Consider the following 17545-nt stretch of genomic DNA (forward strand, 5'->3'; position numbering starts at 1 on the left):
AAATACTTACAAGTAGCCTGAATGGTGGCAACACCGGACAGAGTAGTGGGAATTGGCATCCCCTATCGCGCAACACTGGTATTCGACTAAAAACGGTACTGGGAGTTGTGGTTCGAGCAATGTCCAACGGTGGATATCTCCTTTTAAAGAATCCTCGTACCTTTAGGTCGAGGAGTGTCAACAGTTTGGATGAGATGCGCTTACTCTATGCCAAGGTCAAAACCAAGATCAAGTTGGAAGAGGATAATGTCCGTTTTTACTGGTTATCTCCAGAAGCAGCATCGAATGCTCTCACCCTGGGCAGCAAACCCCCTGAAGCACCACCAACTTACTATGTTTTGTAGGGCGATCGCTCTGGAACCCCCTACTTCCATCTCTGTTTATTTTCCCTGGAGGTGTGTAGGAGGGTTTTTTGGGGAGTAGAATAGCGCTCTATAATGCCTCTAATCTTTATAGAATAATGGTCTTAGCCGATATTACCAACCAGAGCCTCTCCATCTACACACCTCGGACAATCGCCGAAAGTCCCATGATTTCGTTGAGGTGTGTAGACTCCTTACTCCGTAAGGGTTTAAGGCTAATATTTGACTCTCTTGCACAAGCGATTTACTCTATTTACAGGAGGTGTGTAGAATCGCAGCCTTCAAACCCTTACTCTGTCTGGTCTCCCAGACGAGCAGCTTACCGATTGGCTTAAATCGGATTAGTTGGAAACCTCCACCAGCAGCAAGAATGCCAAGGGCATAGAGAGCGCTTACCGATTGGCTTAAATCGGATTAGTTGGAAACAGGCTGGCCGCAGCCTTGCCCCAGATGCACCCAGGCTTACCGATTGGCTTAAATCGGATTAGTTGGAAACACCTTCTGGATCCTTATACTGGCAGAAATATTCCGGCTTACCGATTGGCTTAAATCGGATTAGTTGGAAACCTTTATTGCCTACACATAAGCGATCTTCACCTTCTGGAGCTTACCGATTGGCTTAAATCGGATTAGTTGGAAACCTAAAGTCATGTGTTTTACCTCCATGACATGAATGCTTACCGATTGGCTTAAATCGGATTAGTTGGAAACCATTCATCTGCATGGCTTCTGCAACTTCTCCTCCAGCTTACCGATTGGCTTAAATCGGATTAGTTGGAAACGCTGTAAGTTCCGTCATCATTGTAGATGGGAGTCCCACGCTTACCGATTGGCTTAAATCGGATTAGTTGGAAACTTCAGCATTTCGTAATCTCCTAAAAAACAATAAAGCAAGCTTACCGATTGGCTTAAATCGGATTAGTTGGAAACTTATGAAGAAGTCAGATTTTAGCATGTTAAACTCAAGCTTACCGATTGGCTTAAATCGGATTAGTTGGAAACACGCTCTCAGGCGTGGTACTCGCCTGTAGCCCAGTGCTTACCGATTGGCTTAAATCGGATTAGTTGGAAACACTGTTCTCCTCCCCTTAAAACAATCAATGAAACGCTTACCGATTGGCTTAAATCGGATTAGTTGGAAACGAAATATCCATCCCTGTTTGGGCTGAAATTTCTGCGGGCTTACCGATTGGCTTAAATCGGATTAGTTGGAAACGCGGACAGTAAAGCTTTCTGGAACATTTTCGTTCTCGTAGCTTACCGATTGGCTTAAATCGGATTAGTTGGAAACCCTTTGTCACCTTCACCGATCCCACGTTATGCCCGTCGGCTTACCGATTGGCTTAAATCGGATTAGTTGGAAACCTAGAATTGAAAGTGTAAATACCATAACAGCGAAGGGCTTACCGATTGGCTTAAATCGGATTAGTTGGAAACTGTAGTAGCCCTCATTGTCTTTTTCGACGGTAGTAAGCTTACCGATTGGCTTAAATCGGATTAGTTGGAAACGTTGTCACGGAATAAGTGAGGAAAGACAGGAGGATGAGCTTACCGATTGGCTTAAATCGGATTAGTTGGAAACCATACGGGGCAACTCATATTTACCTCCAAATTGTATTGCTTACCGATTGGCTTAAATCGGATTAGTTGGAAACTCACTCCAGCAGACTTAACATCATCCTCAAGCACTGGAGCTTACCGATTGGCTTAAATCGGATTAGTTGGAAACGATGACCGCCAAAAACAGCCATCCTATTTTTATGGTAAGGCTTACCGATTGGCTTAAATCGGATTAGTTGGAAACTATCCTCCTCCGCAACCACCTCAACCAAGGGATTGGAGTACAGCTTACCGATTGGCTTAAATCGGATTAGTTGGAAACTTAAGATCCATTATCAATTGCAAGTCATTCTCAACGCTTACCGATTGGCTTAAATCGGATTAGTTGGAAACATGCGGACTGCCTGCCACATCTCGGTGGCTCGGCCACGCTTACCGATTGGCTTAAATCGGATTAGTTGGAAACAATTTTTTGATTGACAAGAAAAACTTTTATATCAGCCAGGCTTACCGATTGGCTTAAATCGGATTAGTTGGAAACCAAAAGCCATGCAAGACAAATAGAACAGGCAGAATGCTTACCGATTGCCTTAAATCGGATTAGTGAAAAACTGAGAAATAACCAGGTGGAGATGCTCCACCTTTTTTTATGAATAGCAACAACTCCTCAAGCCGCAGCAGAACCAGTAGGGCTAGAACTGGAAAGGGCATTGTATAGGGTGAGTGTTTAATGGGAAGTAAGCAAACCACCAGCGAGGACTTGCAATGTGAAAACCTCTCGTCGCGTCTTAATTCTCGCCGATAGCGACAACACCTTTTTAGCTGCCCAAAGCTTTAACCGTCGCCTGGACTGGCAGAAAATTCGCGATTATCTAGCCGACCCCAAGGAAGGCAGAGAACTGATTGAAATGGTGATTTACGTCGGACTTCCGCCAGGGCGAGAGCGCTTTGAAGAACAGCGAAAAACAAAAGAGAAATTTGTCTATTGGGCAAAAAGTAACGGGTTTTTAGTCGTTCTCAAAGAAGGCAAAACCAAGGGCAATGAATACGAAACCAATATCGATATTGTCATGGCGATGGATGCCATCGAACTCGCCATCGAAGTCCGTCCCGATATCGTCGTTTTAGTCACCGGAGATTCCGATTTCGCCTATCTTGCCGAAAAATTGCGGCGGCGCGGAATCCGAGTCGAAGTCGCTTCCGTAGAACAATCTCTCGGCAACGATCTGAAAATGGCAGCTAGTAGCGTCATTGATTTAATTGGTATTTTCGATCGCTTTCAAGCTCAAAAAAGCGATCGCGACTACCACCGCATTGGTAGTGCCAATATTTTCGATTGATACCGATCGTCCGCGAAGCCCAAACGCAATGACTGAGTTATAAACCCTAAACCGTACAAGGATAGAACGCCATGAACTTGATGAAATTTCCCCAAACCCTTCTCACTTTTTCTGGAACCATGCTTGCTCCCATTCACACCTTCACCCAAACCATGATGCACACCATTAACGGCAAACTGATTATCGTCAACGCCTCCGAATTCGATGAAGTGAAACAACTCGTCGAAGAAATTGATCGCAAATGCGATCGCCTAGAGAGCCAACAGGCGATCGCCCCAAGCTTACCCCAGGGCGAGTCTGTACAACAAATTCATGCGATCGGTTTATCCGTGCAAAAGCTGCGAACCATTTACAGTCGTCTGTTTTGGGTTGTTTTGGCTTCCAGCCTAGGCTTAAACGCCGCAAATTTCTTTATGCTTCGCAGTCCCTCTTGCGCTGTCGAATCTTCCAAAGGTGCGATCGAGCGCGAACTAGGGAATTAGGACTCATGAGGGCAATCAAACCGGGGAAGGTTTCCTTTAGGGGTTTGGCGTTCGTTTCAAGTTCTAGGGGTTCGTTGCCTCTAAATAGGTCGAACAGGCGGCGCTTGAACCACAGAGAAAAAGGCGTGATGTAGATGATAAATAGGATCAGTACAATGAGGACGGCGATCGCGATCGCTTGCAACACTAATAGATTGTTGATTCCCAATCGTTTTTGTAGCCAAATCCCGCTCACAGCAAAAAATAGCTCAGAGACTCCATTGGCAACAACAGTAAAAAGCACTGTCCCAACCGCGAAAAATGATAAGAAATTTTTGGTTGGGTCTGTAATTAATTCGACAATTGGGTTGCGCCGTTTCATATCTTATTTCTAATTTTTGTAACAAAAAGTGTACTTGTACGGATGTTTAGTCTTTTTATTGTATAACGTTAACAAGGTAACAAAGCATCATTTCCACGCCCCAGGGCAAGAAACGATAGCAAGGATTGGGAATTATTGTTCAAAATCTATACTCATTAGCTATTGTAGGAGCCTTTGGAAATCCCCGTTTCCACCTTAGTGTTACGGTGAACTCACTTGCTAATCTGAAGGAATTATGACGGAAACAATTTACACGGCAATTACATTTGCCCCCGTACAGGGCTTTATCGAGAAGTCGCGCAAGTTACGAGATTTATATGGCAGTTCCTTTTTACTCTCGTATTTAGCCCGTTCCATTTGCGAAGCAGCACGGAGTTACTACAATTACTTACCTGATAAATCCAAAGATCCCATCGTTTCTCCAGCCTTAATTAATCTGACCCAAGGAACACCCAATCAAATTATTATTGCCGGAGATCGACCTTTTCCCAAAAATGAAGCTAAAGCCGAGTTCGATCGCGCTTGGAGAGCTGTAGTCAGAGTCTGCCGTCAGGAAATTGAACGCCTTCTGCCTAATTATTCTTACTGTTGGTCGCGCAGTTGGGAGGCTTGGGCAAATCACGCCTGGGAGTTCTTTCATGGGGCAGGAGAACCCGGAGGAACCATCAGTGATGTACGGCAAAAGTTGAATGAAATCAAGCGATCGCGGGATTGGACGGGAATTAACTGGGTGGGTGAAAGCTCAACACTTTCGGGAGCAGATGCGATCGCCTGGTACGGAATGGAAGATCAGATGCATCCGAAAACCTCGAAAGCCAGCGAAATCACAGAGAAAATCCGTGACTTTTACAGAGACCTGAGTGGCGCATTGGGCGAATCCATCCTCGATCCTACGGAACAGTTGAGCATCCCAGAACTCATCAAGCGTCTGATTACCTTAGATCGAGTTTCCAGCAAACTTAATATTAACCCACAAGATTTACCCAGCGTCGAAATTCCCCTAAGCTTTGTCGATATCAACCGCAAAAAAGAAAACCCAGAAGACAATCGCTGGACGGGTTGGTTTCAAGGAGATGGCGATAAGATTGGCGATTATCTCAAAGCCATGGTCGATCGCGGTGAAAAAAGTGAAAAAGACGCGCTGCACGACTTTAGCCAAGCAATGATGGATTGGGGCAAAAACTTCAAGTACACCTTACCCGAAGCCGTACAGACCAATAAACGCGAGGGACGCATTATCTACGCAGGGGGTGACGACTTCCTCGGCGTACTTTATCGCAACAGTGAGCCTACACTAACGGCATCCGAATGCCTAAATTGGTTTTATAGATTTCCAGAGATTTGGGAATCTCACGGGGAAAAAATTACCGTTAGTGTCGGATTTGTTTGGGCTGCACCAGGTGTACCGCAACGGGAGGTGCTGCAACATTGCCGGGAAGCGGAAAAGTCAGCGAAAAGTAATGGTCGCGATCGCATTGCCTTACGGATTCTCTTCAATAGCGGCAACCATTTGGAATGGGTGTGTCCTTGGTGGTTGCTGAAACCGATTTTTGAGGGATACTGCGATCGTGACGGCGGCAAAAGCTGGACACATATCTATAACGATGTCGCCATTCTCCAATCCCGTCATGCCTTCCAAGGACAACATCAGATAGCTTTCAACCTCTTCAAACTTTACTTCACTGAAGAAAACAAAAAGAACAAAAATAGTTCCGTCAATCTAGACAAGTTCCAATTGTGGTGGAATGACAAAGAAACAAAACACACCGGCATTTTGGGAGAAAAAGACAACTACTACCAAGAAGGTCAAGAAGGTCAAGAAGGTCAACTTGATGACTCAGCAGTTAACAACGCCTTGAACGATTGGATTATCAACCTTGCCAAAGTAGGATTTCATTTATGTCAGCAGAAACAAAGCTAGACCGCAAAAAGCCAAACTATCGAGCGAGTGAAACTTTATTCGAGTACCTCGTTGTCATTCGTCCCCTTGGACTGCTCTACGGGAGTGCTGGACGTTTCCTGTCGCCAGACAACCTAGTTGGTCGTTCTGGTAACAGCTTTCCGCCCAGTGCTGCTGCCCTCTCTGGGTTATTTGCCCACCATCTCGGAGCCGAAAATACCCAGTTGAGTAACTTGCAACTCGCTGGCCCCTTTTGGGCGCAAGAAGACGCTCCGGATAATTTCTATGTTCCCACCCCCATCCACTGTTTGGTCAAAGACAACCAAATCAAGTATCAAATGTCTTGGCGCGACCGGAAATGGCAAACTTACCGGGAAGGGAAATGGGATACTCCACCCAACGATAAGTTTCAAAGTGGGACATGGATAGCGCTCAATGATTGGCAGCATTTTAACGTGCAGCAAGATGGGCACACCTTACCCACGTATCCAGAAGTTCGCACCTCACCTTGGAAGTTTGTGCCCCACCTGCATCCACGATTGAAGGCAGATGAACGCACGACCAAAGAAGGGGATTTATTTCTGGAAAACGCCGTCCAACTCGATCCTAATGCGTGTTTGGTGTACTTATCAAATGTTTCACTCTCTGACGGATGGTATCGATTTGGGGGAGAAGGACACCTGGTAGAGATACAATGCCTGCCTTTGGATGAGTCCGTGAAAACGTTACTCAATCAAAAGATCGATCGCAGTTTTGCCATGATCGCTCCAGCCCTTTGGGGATCGAACCGCCTATCCTACCGCGAACCGATGGTTCGCAATGGGCATACCTGGATTCCTGCATGGCGGAGGCAACCCGAAGATCCGAACCCTACCGAGGCTTGGGAATCGGCGATCGCCGCACTCCTGACCCAACGAGCTACACCCCAGCGTCACCGTCTGGGCAAACGGACAGATGGTCATCAAACCCACCAACCCCGCTTACTCTCCCGTGGTCGCTATGCCGTTGCAGGCGGAAGCGTTTACATTCTCGAATCCCCACTCAATCGCACTTGGCAGGATTGGGAGGAGGCATGGTTTCCCACAGAAGGGTATTCGTTCAAACGTTGGGGATGTGGTTTAGCGCTGCCCTTGGAGAGTGCCATTAGCAGCAACAATTCAGGAGGGGAAAATTGATGTTTGATTTCCCAAGGTAGAAATATCCCTTTCCACCCCTCGATTAAAGTAGTCAGTATCTTAACCCATTACACCTATGTATCACAAAGCCTACGGAATTATGGAAACCTTAGCACCCCTGCATGTCGGAGCTAGTGCCGGAGAAGAAGCGGGCAATCTCAACCTGATTTTCCGCGACCAGTTTACGCAAACTGGCATGATTCCCGGTAGCTCCATACGCGGCCGGTTCCGAGCCGATATGCGCGTTAAATCAGACTCAGATACCCATAACTGGTACGGACACGAAGCCGTTTCTGGACAAACCGATGGCGGAACTACGGAAGCCAAAGTTAAGTTTGAGTATGCGTCCCTCGTATGGTTGCCTGTCTTTTGTCCGGGACAACCGGTCGTTTGGGTGAGCTGTCCGCGCTTACTGAAACGGTATAAGCAAATTTCTGGCGTTGCTCAGGCTGGGATTCCCAAGCCTTACACCGCTTCACCTTCTCTAGTCGGGCGCAATGTGGGCAATAACAAAACTGTCTTGTTTTTCAATTTGGGCTTTTTGGAGATCGAACATAAAGTAGACCTCACGTCGTGGATTCCTACCGGTGCAGATTTATCGGCGGAAAATTTGGTGGTGGTTGCTGATAATGATATCTCTATGCTTCACGATATGGCTTTGTACCGTCAGAGTCGAGTTTCCTTAGAACCCAACCAAAAGAAAGCCAAACAAGGGGCATTTTTTGATGTAGAAGCTTTGCCGGAGGGAAGCGTTTTAGTCTTTCCGATCGCGATCAAAGACGCGGGATGGCAGCCTTTTGGCGAAACCCTCACGGAAGAGTTATATTTCGGCGGTTTGGAATCGATTGGTTTCGGTCGCTGTCGTGTTACCTTGGCTGGAAATTATTTTGCCTAATCCAGTTATAGCCTAGAACTTAGACGTTACATAAGGAGAGAGAACTAATGGGATGGACATACTACGGTTTGGATCAGGCGGCGCAAAAATTGGTGTTGGATGCCAAAAAGCGCGATCGCGACTCTCTGAACCAAGCCTTTAAAATGCGTGAAGCAGTCGCTTATGGACTCGAACGCTTTTGGGGCGAACACCTGCGCTTGCAAGGAAAAGAAACTGCTAAGTCCCAATATTGGAAAGCTACCTGGGACAAACTGGTGGAACTGATGACAAATGCAGGGGTAACAATTCCTAACGATTCGGTGAAGGCGAACCAAACCGACAAGGTACAGGAAATGGCACAAAAACTGTGGGAGGTGAACTTGCAAGACCAACGAGTAGCGATCGCTGTACTAACCCAACTTTGCGATTGTTTGGTCTGGTGGACGCAACGATATAAAGGAGAAAAAGAAACCGCTAATAAGAATTAAAACTGTGCCAGTTAATCAGACCAGAGACAAGATAATGACACTCAAAGAAACCCTGAAACAAGAATTAGATCGTTTGAATGAAGATCAATTACAACAAGTTGCTAACTTTATTGCATTTGTCGAATTTACGGCCAAACAAGATAGCTTTCCATTATGGCAAACAACAACACCCGCACAGCGTGCAGCTAAGTGGCGCGAATCCGTCGCTCAACCCGGAACTATTAGTCCTAACTTACCCGATTCTGCACTTGGTCGTGACAGCATCTATAGCGAATGACTCGATACTACCATGACTAAAACTACCCATATTGCTCAAAAAGTACCCATGATGTTTCGCGCCCAGACATCTGGACGTTGCAGTTTGCAGTTTGCCAGTTCTTCAGATCGAGATTGCTGGACAAAAGAATTACTCAATTGCCAATCAGAGGAGTCCCAACCCAGCCATCAGCACCAAGAACCCGAAAATGTGTTGGCAGACGGATACTTTTTCCGCACGAAAATTAAGTTTCCCTGGCGGGTATTTACCAATAGTGGGCAGGATAGCATTGCTCGTCCAGTTCTCGACGTTCGGGGAATTCCCCACATTCCCGGTAGCAGTATCAAAGGACTATTTCGCCGTGAATGTCAGAGGCGCGATCGCAAAAAAACCGAATCTGAAAAGCTAACGAATCTTTACTGTGGGGATACAGAAAATCTCGAACCCGGAATCCTGCGCTTTCATGGAGCTTATCCTGTAGGGGATTGGGCTGGAACAATTGAGGAGAAAAACCCAGATGGCTCTATATATCGAATCGTAGATGTGGTTCATCCCCAGCAAGATTGGCAAATTGGCAAACCTTCTCGGAAAAAGAATGCCAGCGCTCTCATTAGCCTGTATAAACCGATGCTGGTTTTTGAGATTAGTAGCTCTAAAGCCTTGAGCAAGGAGAAGTGGGAAAAGATTCAAGGTATCCTTAAATATGCCCTGCGTCCGGGTTTGGGTGGAAAAACAAGCAGTGGCTATGGATTAGCCTATCAACCCCAAGACAAATATGAGATCAGCGCCTACTTGAGAGGTGAAGGAATCAACCCCGTTCTGTTGGGCAAAAACCCTGAATTTCGCCCCAACATATTTAAAGCAACATTGCGTGGTCATACCCGGCGTTTATTAGCTGGTTGTACATCACAAGTCGATCGCCTTGTTGGGGAACTCTTTGGCAGCACGAAAGCACCTTCTCTCGTCGAAATTTACTGGGATGGCAACTTACCCTCTGAGCCAACCCCAACATATGATGTCAAAGGCACACTGTGGATGAGCGCCCCAAAACCTAAAGAGCAAAAATTGCTTCAATCAGTGTTTCAGTTTGCCTATACTATGGGCGGTTTCGGCAAGTCTTGGCGGCGGGTATGGCATAAAAAATTTTACCCGAATCGACAATACGATAAAGACATCGGCTGCCACTGGAAAGCAGATGAAGATTGCCTTGAGGAGATTCAGAAACCCAAACAGTTAACAGCGTTTCTCGATCGCCTAGAGCAGGTTTGTCAGGACTATTGCGGTAGTAATAAGTCCGGGCCGCTGGATTGGCGGGAAGCTTGGCATCGAGACCGGGTAGGGGTTTATGCAGCAGTGACAGAGCGATCGCAGGCGATCGAATTATTCCACGAGCCAAAGTTTAAAACGATTCCAGCCATTGGCGGGAAAAACCCAGGGGACGATCGCCCAAAATACGTGAGTTCGGTTTGGCACAGGATGTTACCCATCTCCGACAACCGGTATTTAGAAATTGTCACGGTATTTCATGGCGATCGCTCTCAATGGAAAAGCAATAACGGTAATGGAGACAGTCAACTCAAACCATTTACAGACGAGTTAGAGGGGAAAAATCTGAAGCTTATCTGGGGAAAGAAGCCGTAAACTGGCAGCCCTAGATGACTCAATTAAAGAAGCAGTAACCCATGGATAGAAGATTACCATGACTAAGACTACCCATATAGCTCAAAAAGTCCCCATGATGTTTCGGGCGCAAACTGCCGGACGCTGCCAGTTACAGCGAATTACAAAAGGTGACGAGTCCGATGTAGAACGGTGGACAGATGAATGGATCGATCGCGCCCATCGGGTTCCCCAATCCTCTTGCCAAGAGATCCACACCAAAGACTACACTCTGAGCTGGCGGTTTGTCACCAACAGCGGCCAAGATGATGGCATTATTCGCCCCGTTATCGGTGCATATGGACTGCCGTACTACCCTGGAAGCAGTATGAAAGGAGCCTTTCGGCGGGTTTGTAGTGCTGAACAGGGCGATCGCTACTGCGGCAAAAAACTCTCCGGTGGCGACTTCGAGCCGGGGATGCTCCGGTTTCACGGCGGCTATCCCACCGACGACAGTTGGCAAGAAGGATTAGTTGATATCGTTCATCCCCAACAAGATTGGCAAGTCAAGAGCAACGACAAAAGTAGTGGCGCATTTGCCATGATTTCTCTGTATAAACCCACCCTGCGATTCGGCATTTCCAGCACCAAACCAGAGAAAACCAACTGGGAAGAAGTCTGGCGACTTTGGGAACAGGCGATCGATCGCGGATTAGGCTGTCGCGTCTGTGCCGGATACGGACAACCCAAAGAACTCCAAGGTCAAAAATTGTATCGCTGCACCCTCAAAGGACAAGGCGCTGCACCCAAATTATTGGATGGCGAAGGCGAATTTCGTCCCAACACATTCCGCGCTGCCATTCGCGGTCATGCCCTGCGAATTTTTGGCGGTCTCTGCGCTCCTGACAAAGCAGAAAAATTGGTACAAACCCTATTTGGAGGAGTGCGAGGTGATACCACTGTCGGATTGCTGGCCATGAATTTCCGCGATACTCGCCTGGAAATTAAAGACTATGGCGACGGCTCCTATGCCGTTCCCGCCTATGGAGTGGAAGGACAGCTCAATTGGCTATTAACCCAAAATCTATCTCCAGAAAAGCAAGAAGCACTCACCAAATTATTGAAAAACTTGATGCGGTTTGCCATGCTCTTAGGCGGGTTTGGCAAGTCCTGGCGGCGAGTAGACCATCGCATGTTCTATCCAGAATATTACGAGGGAGTGCGATCGAAAGCCCTGATTGGCTGTCACTGGCAATGGACTGATTCTTCTCTAATCAACGACAATAGAATTCGCAAGTTAGATTCCGTGGGAGCATTCATCGACCACGTGCGCGATGCGGCCAAAACTTGGATGCAACACCAAGAGGTCAAGCCGAATAACTGCTATGCCACGCAATGGCGCGAAGCTTGGCATCCCGACAAAGTGCAAGTTTGGGGACGTTTAGCCGAAGATCGCGAAGATAGCGAAGCCGTCGCGTGGTTCCACGGCCCCTATCGACAAGCCATTCGGGAAGCTAGAATTCCAGAAGGCTCGATTTACAAAACTTCGGTGACAGGGCAGGTGAGTAAAGTGGGTCATCTATGGCATCGAATGTATCCAGTCGTGCGAGTCATCCCAGACCCCAACAATCCAAAGAAAAAGCAAGCGAGGAAAACACCCAAATTTTGGGAATTGCTGACGTTTTTTCCCAATGGCACGCCAGAGTCAGATGATTTTCTGGACTTCCTGGAGTCGAAACCCCAAGGATTTCAACGACTTTGGGGTAAGGATCTCTAAGAAAAGAGAGATAACACAAGAAATTATTGAGTTCAAAAATAGATAGGTGTAATTATGGCTAAAATTCTCATTTCCTCTTTAGGTGCAGGCTCTCTCGATCGCAATAATGCTGCCGCACGAGCCTATCGCACAGCAAAATACCGCATGAATGATAGCGATAAAGACTATGAGAAAAGCTTTATTGCTTCGGTACTCTACGAGCATTTAGAGCTAGACGGCATTATCTTTATCGGCACGGTTAAGTCCATGTGGGAGGAGGTGTATCGCGCTTTTGCTCAAGAAACAGGTAAAGATTTTCACGAAGATGAATGGATAGGACTAGCCGAGCAGATTGAAAAACTGGATCTCAATAGTTCTCTGGACTCTCTCGATTTGAGTCCGGTAGAAACGGTATTGGGCGATCGCTCAAAATGTATTTTAATTAAGTATGGACTCAACGAAGCCGAACTTCAGGAAAACCTCGACCGTATCTTCAAAATTGTTGATTACCTCGAAGCGGGAGATGAACTGTACATTGATATCACCCATTCCTTTCGCTCCCTCTCCATCTTTTTATTCATCGTTCTCATCTTTCTGAACGATCTCGAACAGGAGAGGAATATTAAAATTAAAGGAGTCTTCTATGGAATGCTGGATGTGATTCGCGAAGTAGGACATGCTCCTGTGGTCGATCTAAAATCGCTTTTTGACCTGACGCAATGGATTAAAGGTGCATACAGCTTAAAAGAGTTTGGCAACGGTTACTTAATTTCGCAACTTCTGGACGAACAAGGAGAAACAGAACTTGCGAATCGAATTGAGGCACTGTCTGAAGCCATTAATATCAACTATGTACCGACCATTAGAGAGCGCAGTATCGATCTCAAAACCTCCCTGAAAAGTCAAGGATTGAGTAGTCCTTTTAAACACTTAAGAAATATTCTGGAAAAATTTACCCAACAATTCTCAAAGCGATCGGAGCCAGAATCAGTTTTTCAGCTCAAACTTGCCAAGTGGTATTTTGATAATAAACGCTACGCAACAGGTTACATTACCTTAGCCGAAGCAATTATCACCTATCTTTGCGAACAGCACGAACAAGATATTCGCTCGGAATCTGCTCGCAATAAGATGAAGACTCTACTCCATGAAAATTCACATACCGCATTAGCAAAACTTTACTTTAAGGTGAATCCAACCCGTAATGCGATCGCTCATGCTTTAATCGATAGTCAGAGGTCAAGTTATACCAATGCGATTAAGAATGCGAAGAGCTACCATAAACAGGCTGAAGATATCTTGAAAAGTGGAACAATGGGGTAAGCAAAAACGATGAATCTACAGCCTCGACATACTTTAATCTGTACGGTAGGAACCAGTTTGTTTTATCCCAATCTGGTTAATTTACCGACTCCCGACAAGTATGAGAATTGGTTGCAACGACAACCGGAGAGCGATCGCACTCACCTATCGCCTGAATTCGTGGAAAAACTGAGGTTAGCCTATGACAAACTTCAGGAAGAAGCGAAACCAGGATCGGGGAGCGATCGCACTTACCAAACTCTTGCCGAACTGCTTGCAGAGCTACCGGAAACAACCCGGTTATGCGGAGCCGAAATCAACTCAATTTCCGACCTGATCGCTCGCGAATATTGCCAGAGTAATTGTCAGCTTTATTTTTGCCATTCGGCAACTGACAGTGGGCGACAAATTGCTACCATTTTGACTCATTACTATCGAGCAAAAAAATATCCAGTTGCTCTGCCGCAAGAGATTGTAGACTTACAGGATGAAAATCCCAAGCGTTTCCGCACTAAAGGACTGCGTAATCTAGCGAAAAAAATCAGTCAAATTGTCCGAGAAAGGGGATCTGAGTTTTGTGCCATTAATGCGACGGGAGGCTACAAAGCGCAAATTGCGATCGCCGTTTTGATGGGGCAAGCTTTGGAAATTCCCGTCTATTACAAGCATGAACGATTTAGTGAAATCATTGCGTTTCCCCCAATGCCCATTAGCTTGGACTTCGAGTTATGGCAGAAAAATACCGGAGTTTTACAAGCTTTAGAACGAGAGGATATGCTCAGTTGGGATAGCCTAGAAGAAGATTGGGATGAAAAAATGGAAGTAACTGTCGAACGAGAAACGATTGACGGTAAAGTTTTTGTGGAAATGTCTCCCACCGGGCAAATTTTCCACGATACCTTCAAAAATCGGTTTGATGCCAGCAAAGATGAGGTTTTGCCATCTCCTGTTGCTCAAAAAGACAAGCCCTCACTCGGTGACCATGATTGGAAAAATGCAAGACAAATAATTCTCAATTTTTTCCAAAAAATAACTGATGAATGTCCTTACGTTCGCTTGTGCCGAACTCACTATTGGAACCCGGATTTATCGTCAGTGACCCAGTTCAAAATGCATGGAGAACAAATCGAAGGAATTTTCAGTAATGGAACTTGGACGGTCAAATTTTATGTCGAAACTTCAGCCAAAACACCCGGTCAATATACAGCTTGTATAGCCGACCTCAATCTAAGATTGAAAGGCTGGCTTTAGGTACAAAGTAAGGATTCTCTTAGGAATTACACCGTAATGGGAACTGATCGCCTTCTCTTTAGCTCTAATCGAAGTTCACTTATTGGTATTATCACTTCGCGATCGCTGAGTCAAAAAAAATCAGCCTCCAACCTCAAAGAATGGGTTGAAGACTGAAATAGAATAGGAGGGGCTATAGACGTTTACGAGATCGAATGGCATTCCAGATAATAATTGCCTGAAAAACCAGTACCGCACCAAGCCCAAGATATAATCCTGACAAATACAAAGGGGGCAGAGAGGATAGGTCGCTAGAGTAGGGTACAAGTTTTTCGACTGTGACTTGCTGTAAACCTAAGCTGGTCTCCAGAGTCTCAATGGAACGGCAACTGCGAATAGCCGGTTTGGAGCAGTGGCGATCGCGATCGTCTAAGGAATCTAATACATCTACCCAAATCAGGGATTGAGTAATGGCTTCATGGGAGGGACGTTGAAGGTCTAAAGAGATAGCTACAGAAATTTTCTACACAGACCACTGGAAGCCTGCGGGTTTTGGAGAATTTGATTACCCGTTGGCAATGGCTTGTCTGAACACCGCCATCAACTCTGGGGTGGGAAAGGCTAAGGAATTCAACGAGTTGATTGGTGAAGGGAGTGTGAGGGAGGAGGCGATCGCCTACGCCCAGCGCCAGGAGAATTACTACCATGATATTGTGAGCCGTAAGCCAGACCAGGAAGTATTTCTAAAAGGTTGGCTTAATCGAAGTACAGACTTAAAGCGAATCATAGAATAGAATTAGTTGATTGCCTGTCGTGAAATAAATTATTTTAGGAATCAGCTCTAATATCTATTATTGAGCCTTTGAAATTCTCCTTGTAGCTCTATTAGTTGTTCCAATGTTTGTTGACGGCGGAGTTCATCTGCTGCATCAAGAGTGTTATATCGATGATAAGCACTCCAAGGTTGACCAAAAATAAAGCCGACTTCGGCGACTACACTCTGAAAATACATAGAAGACCTTACAGAACCACGATTCCATGTTCCATTTCCTTGTTCACCATCGAAGTCAATAGGAGTATGGTAAACTATATTAGGGCTAAAGATTGCCAAATAAAATAACCCTCCAAAATCCCCATGATACAAATATATCGGAATTCCTCTAACTCCTGATGAATTACGACACTCTCTGTTTTGTATACGTCTAACAAGCTTACAAAGTTCTGCAATATTTTTAAAGGTTTCCCCCTGCCTCTAGATATCGGTTTCGAGCCAGAGTAAAGATTTCTCTTAACCGTTGATATTGCTGTTGTTCGAGGGGGTTGGGTTCTCTCATGGCTACAGTCTCCAGTTGGTAGGGGTGATTTCACCATCAGGCAAAATCACGGCGATCGCTCTAATTCAGAAAATCTTAAGTTATTGCAAAGATTAAAAAAGCAATGTCTAGCATATTTTATGTGATCTTAAATTTTAGAAAAAAAAATGAAAAGAGATCCTAATCTAATTTATCAAATTCTGCTGCAAATAGAAAGTATGGAGAATACAGAGGAAAATCAAAACCTATCCCTTGAAGACGCATCAACAGATATCATTGAGCAACATTTGATGATGATGTATGAAGAAGAATTGATAACAGGAGACCTAACTCCTCATACAATGAACAGTAAACCCCGTTGTATACCTACAGGATTAACCCGGAAGAGGTATAATCTTCTAGATTCAATACGAAGTGAAGTTGACTCTAGAGAAAATGAGAGGGTTAACACAAATAAAATGGGATTTGTTCAGGATTGATAAAGCTAACGTACAGGTATCCGCGAGTTCCACGGCAATCTCACCAGTTGTACAACCCTGAAGATCATTAGTGCGATCGCCTTCCACTTTAGCGATCGCTCAACTTAGACTTGGTTTAGTGTAGACAACTCAAGCGACCATGGACATCAAAGAATTAGCACGGCAAGCCTATAAAGCCAAATTCGATCGCGATCGCCCAAAGCGGGAAGAACAGTATAGGAAAAAGCAAGAGAAGATCGAATTTTTCTTGGGGGTCATTGCCGATCATCTGGGGGCTGACTTGACAGATTTTCTGGTGCAATATGAGGGTACGAGAATCATCTTGAATGGCGCTCCACCCTACTCTTACCGGATTCAATCACCATTTGTGTATATCGATTACGATTCGGACAACCATGAGTTTAAGATGAGAGAACCACAGAGTGCAAAGTGTTTTGATGGCGATCTACGGCAGTCTTTGTTAGAGGAGATTGGTAGAGTTATCTACGAGGCAGAGCTATTGGAGGAGGAACTGAAGAGTTATGGTTAAGGCGATCGCTAGGATAGATGGAAACTAAACTGATTTTTGTCTAAGTCCTGCTAAGAACCGGAGCCGTAGGGATAGGGTCACTCTATTGCCCATCCTATCTGCTGCCTATTGACTACCTTCAGTTATCTAACTCTCTGAGTAAGTTATGTACTGCCAATCCGAAACCACGCGAGCTTGCTATTAACGAGCCAATTGTCCATGTTACTGCCAATGCGACTAACCAATCTAATACCCGTAAGACTAATATTCCTGCCCCCGGTATGACTATCCAGAATGTACTGGTTGCTGCAATAAGACTGACCAATGAGCCAAACAGTTTGACTCCTACAGCAAACATAAGGATAATCATGATAACTTCTGAATAAGAAGTGTTCTGAAATCTTCTGGAAAAGACGATCTGAAAAGGAAGTCTCAAAAGTCTCTGCTTAAATTTTTCTAGATGTAGCCATGATGTTCTCAAGATGTTAATAATTTTCATGGATTTCTCCTGGTATTCATTAGGTTAACTGTGGTCAATTCCGTTCATTCAATGGGGGTAA

Annotated in this window: 18 protein-coding genes and 1 CRISPR repeat array; of the genes, 15 read left to right on the plus strand and 3 right to left on the minus strand. The window is 45.4% G+C overall.

What is annotated here, in order from left to right; translation table 11 throughout:
* The 3 genes from PMG71_RS05550 to PMG71_RS05560 all read left to right on the plus strand — a co-directional run.
* A partial coding sequence (locus PMG71_RS05550) for a CRISPR-associated endonuclease Cas2 (protein ID WP_283752656.1) occupies nucleotides 1-344 on the plus strand: 344 nt, incomplete at its 5' end.
* 335 nt (nucleotides 345-679) lie between these two features.
* Nucleotides 680-2534: direct repeats of the CRISPR family, unit length 36 nt; unit sequence GCTTACCGATTGGCTTAAATCGGATTAGTTGGAAAC.
* A gap of 155 nt (nucleotides 2535-2689) precedes the next feature.
* On the plus strand, nucleotides 2690-3262 hold the full coding sequence (locus tag PMG71_RS05555) for a LabA-like NYN domain-containing protein (protein ID WP_283752657.1): 573 nt from the start codon (nucleotides 2690-2692) through the stop codon (nucleotides 3260-3262).
* A 71-nt stretch (nucleotides 3263-3333) separates the two neighbouring features.
* Nucleotides 3334-3744: a hypothetical protein gene (locus PMG71_RS05560; protein ID WP_283752658.1), complete on the plus strand. Its 411-nt coding sequence runs from the start codon at nucleotides 3334-3336 to the stop codon at nucleotides 3742-3744.
* On the opposite strand, the gene PMG71_RS05565 is transcribed toward PMG71_RS05560, so the two are convergent.
* The gene (locus tag PMG71_RS05565) at nucleotides 3674-4105 is read right to left on the minus strand and encodes a hypothetical protein (RefSeq protein ID WP_283752659.1); all 432 of its coding nucleotides are present in this window, start codon (nucleotides 4103-4105) and stop codon (nucleotides 3674-3676) included. The two genes, PMG71_RS05560 and PMG71_RS05565, sit on opposite strands and share 71 nt — an antisense overlap.
* Before the next feature lie 235 nt (nucleotides 4106-4340).
* On the opposite strand from PMG71_RS05565, the gene PMG71_RS05570 reads away from it, so the two are divergent.
* From PMG71_RS05570 to PMG71_RS05615, 10 genes are all read left to right on the plus strand, one after another.
* Nucleotides 4341-6026, plus strand: coding sequence for a Cas10/Cmr2 second palm domain-containing protein (locus PMG71_RS05570; protein ID WP_283752660.1), 1686 nt, complete (start codon nucleotides 4341-4343; stop codon nucleotides 6024-6026).
* Complete coding sequence (locus PMG71_RS05575) at nucleotides 6005-7180, plus strand: type III-B CRISPR module-associated Cmr3 family protein (RefSeq protein WP_283752661.1); 1176 nt, start codon at nucleotides 6005-6007, stop codon at nucleotides 7178-7180. The genes PMG71_RS05570 and PMG71_RS05575 overlap by 22 nt, the downstream gene beginning before the upstream one ends.
* Nucleotides 7181-7256: 76 nt before the next feature.
* Nucleotides 7257-8075: an RAMP superfamily CRISPR-associated protein gene (locus tag PMG71_RS05580; RefSeq protein WP_283752662.1), complete on the plus strand. Its 819-nt coding sequence runs from the start codon at nucleotides 7257-7259 to the stop codon at nucleotides 8073-8075.
* 47 nt (nucleotides 8076-8122) lie between these two features.
* Nucleotides 8123-8542: a hypothetical protein gene (locus PMG71_RS05585; RefSeq protein WP_283752663.1), complete on the plus strand. Its 420-nt coding sequence runs from the start codon at nucleotides 8123-8125 to the stop codon at nucleotides 8540-8542.
* 34 nt (nucleotides 8543-8576) lie between these two features.
* A complete protein-coding gene (locus PMG71_RS05590) occupies nucleotides 8577-8819 on the plus strand; it encodes a hypothetical protein (protein ID WP_283752664.1) in 243 nt (80 codons plus the stop codon).
* A gap of 12 nt (nucleotides 8820-8831) precedes the next feature.
* Complete coding sequence (locus PMG71_RS05595; RefSeq protein WP_283752665.1) at nucleotides 8832-10439, plus strand: RAMP superfamily CRISPR-associated protein; 1608 nt, start codon at nucleotides 8832-8834, stop codon at nucleotides 10437-10439.
* A 58-nt stretch (nucleotides 10440-10497) separates the two neighbouring features.
* Complete coding sequence (locus PMG71_RS05600) at nucleotides 10498-12174, plus strand: hypothetical protein (RefSeq protein ID WP_283752666.1); 1677 nt, start codon at nucleotides 10498-10500, stop codon at nucleotides 12172-12174.
* Between the two features lie 54 nt (nucleotides 12175-12228).
* Complete coding sequence (gene csx2, locus PMG71_RS05605) at nucleotides 12229-13476, plus strand: TIGR02221 family CRISPR-associated protein (RefSeq protein WP_283752667.1); 1248 nt, start codon at nucleotides 12229-12231, stop codon at nucleotides 13474-13476.
* Between the two features lie 9 nt (nucleotides 13477-13485).
* Entirely contained in the window at nucleotides 13486-14706 is a 1221-nt protein-coding gene (locus tag PMG71_RS05610; protein WP_283752668.1) for a putative CRISPR-associated protein, read from the plus strand.
* Between the two features lie 557 nt (nucleotides 14707-15263).
* Nucleotides 15264-15479 (plus strand): putative peptidoglycan-binding domain-containing protein, encoded by a 216-nt coding sequence (locus PMG71_RS05615; RefSeq protein ID WP_283752669.1) that lies wholly within the window; start codon nucleotides 15264-15266, stop codon nucleotides 15477-15479.
* Between the two features lie 47 nt (nucleotides 15480-15526).
* On the opposite strand, the gene PMG71_RS05620 is transcribed toward PMG71_RS05615, so the two are convergent.
* A complete protein-coding gene (locus PMG71_RS05620; protein WP_283752670.1) occupies nucleotides 15527-15697 on the minus strand; it encodes a hypothetical protein in 171 nt (56 codons plus the stop codon).
* Nucleotides 15698-16165: 468 nt separating this feature from the next.
* Between PMG71_RS05620 and PMG71_RS05625 the strand changes: the two genes are divergently transcribed.
* Both PMG71_RS05625 and PMG71_RS05630 read left to right on the plus strand, forming a co-directional pair.
* On the plus strand, nucleotides 16166-16477 hold the full coding sequence (locus tag PMG71_RS05625) for a DUF2513 domain-containing protein (RefSeq protein ID WP_283752671.1): 312 nt from the start codon (nucleotides 16166-16168) through the stop codon (nucleotides 16475-16477).
* 139 nt (nucleotides 16478-16616) lie between these two features.
* Nucleotides 16617-17006, plus strand: coding sequence for a hypothetical protein (locus PMG71_RS05630; RefSeq protein WP_283752672.1), 390 nt, complete (start codon nucleotides 16617-16619; stop codon nucleotides 17004-17006).
* A 118-nt stretch (nucleotides 17007-17124) separates the two neighbouring features.
* Here the strand turns inward: PMG71_RS05630 and PMG71_RS05635 are convergent, their stop codons facing one another.
* Nucleotides 17125-17484 (minus strand): hypothetical protein, encoded by a 360-nt coding sequence (locus tag PMG71_RS05635; RefSeq protein WP_283752673.1) that lies wholly within the window; start codon nucleotides 17482-17484, stop codon nucleotides 17125-17127.
* Between the last annotated feature and the right edge of the window lie 61 nt (nucleotides 17485-17545).

This window comes from Roseofilum acuticapitatum BLCC-M154 (genome assembly GCF_030068475.1).
In the GTDB taxonomy this organism is placed as follows: domain Bacteria; phylum Cyanobacteriota; class Cyanobacteriia; order Cyanobacteriales; family Desertifilaceae; genus Roseofilum; species Roseofilum acuticapitatum.

Bases quoted from the DNA above. Each gene is read 5' to 3' on its own strand.
- PMG71_RS05590 (WP_283752664.1), top strand. From the start codon at position 8,577: ATGACACTCAAAGAAACCCTGAAACAAGAATTAGATCGTTTGAATGAA.
- PMG71_RS05620 (WP_283752670.1), bottom strand. From the start codon at position 15,697: ATGTATTTTCAGAGTGTAGTCGCCGAAGTCGGCTTTATTTTTGGTCAA.
- PMG71_RS05635 (WP_283752673.1), bottom strand. From the start codon at position 17,484: ATGAAAATTATTAACATCTTGAGAACATCATGGCTACATCTAGAAAAA.
- PMG71_RS05595 (WP_283752665.1), top strand. From the start codon at position 8,832: ATGACTAAAACTACCCATATTGCTCAAAAAGTACCCATGATGTTTCGC.
- PMG71_RS05585 (WP_283752663.1), top strand. From the start codon at position 8,123: ATGGGATGGACATACTACGGTTTGGATCAGGCGGCGCAAAAATTGGTG.
- PMG71_RS05575 (WP_283752661.1), top strand. From the start codon at position 6,005: ATGTCAGCAGAAACAAAGCTAGACCGCAAAAAGCCAAACTATCGAGCG.
- PMG71_RS05570 (WP_283752660.1), top strand. From the start codon at position 4,341: ATGACGGAAACAATTTACACGGCAATTACATTTGCCCCCGTACAGGGC.
- PMG71_RS05560 (WP_283752658.1), top strand. From the start codon at position 3,334: ATGAACTTGATGAAATTTCCCCAAACCCTTCTCACTTTTTCTGGAACC.
- PMG71_RS05610 (WP_283752668.1), top strand. From the start codon at position 13,486: ATGAATCTACAGCCTCGACATACTTTAATCTGTACGGTAGGAACCAGT.
- PMG71_RS05580 (WP_283752662.1), top strand. From the start codon at position 7,257: ATGTATCACAAAGCCTACGGAATTATGGAAACCTTAGCACCCCTGCAT.
- PMG71_RS05615 (WP_283752669.1), top strand. From the start codon at position 15,264: ATGGCTTGTCTGAACACCGCCATCAACTCTGGGGTGGGAAAGGCTAAG.
- csx2 (WP_283752667.1), top strand. From the start codon at position 12,229: ATGGCTAAAATTCTCATTTCCTCTTTAGGTGCAGGCTCTCTCGATCGC.
- PMG71_RS05565 (WP_283752659.1), bottom strand. From the start codon at position 4,105: ATGAAACGGCGCAACCCAATTGTCGAATTAATTACAGACCCAACCAAA.
- PMG71_RS05630 (WP_283752672.1), top strand. From the start codon at position 16,617: ATGGACATCAAAGAATTAGCACGGCAAGCCTATAAAGCCAAATTCGAT.
- PMG71_RS05625 (WP_283752671.1), top strand. From the start codon at position 16,166: ATGAAAAGAGATCCTAATCTAATTTATCAAATTCTGCTGCAAATAGAA.
- PMG71_RS05600 (WP_283752666.1), top strand. From the start codon at position 10,498: ATGACTAAGACTACCCATATAGCTCAAAAAGTCCCCATGATGTTTCGG.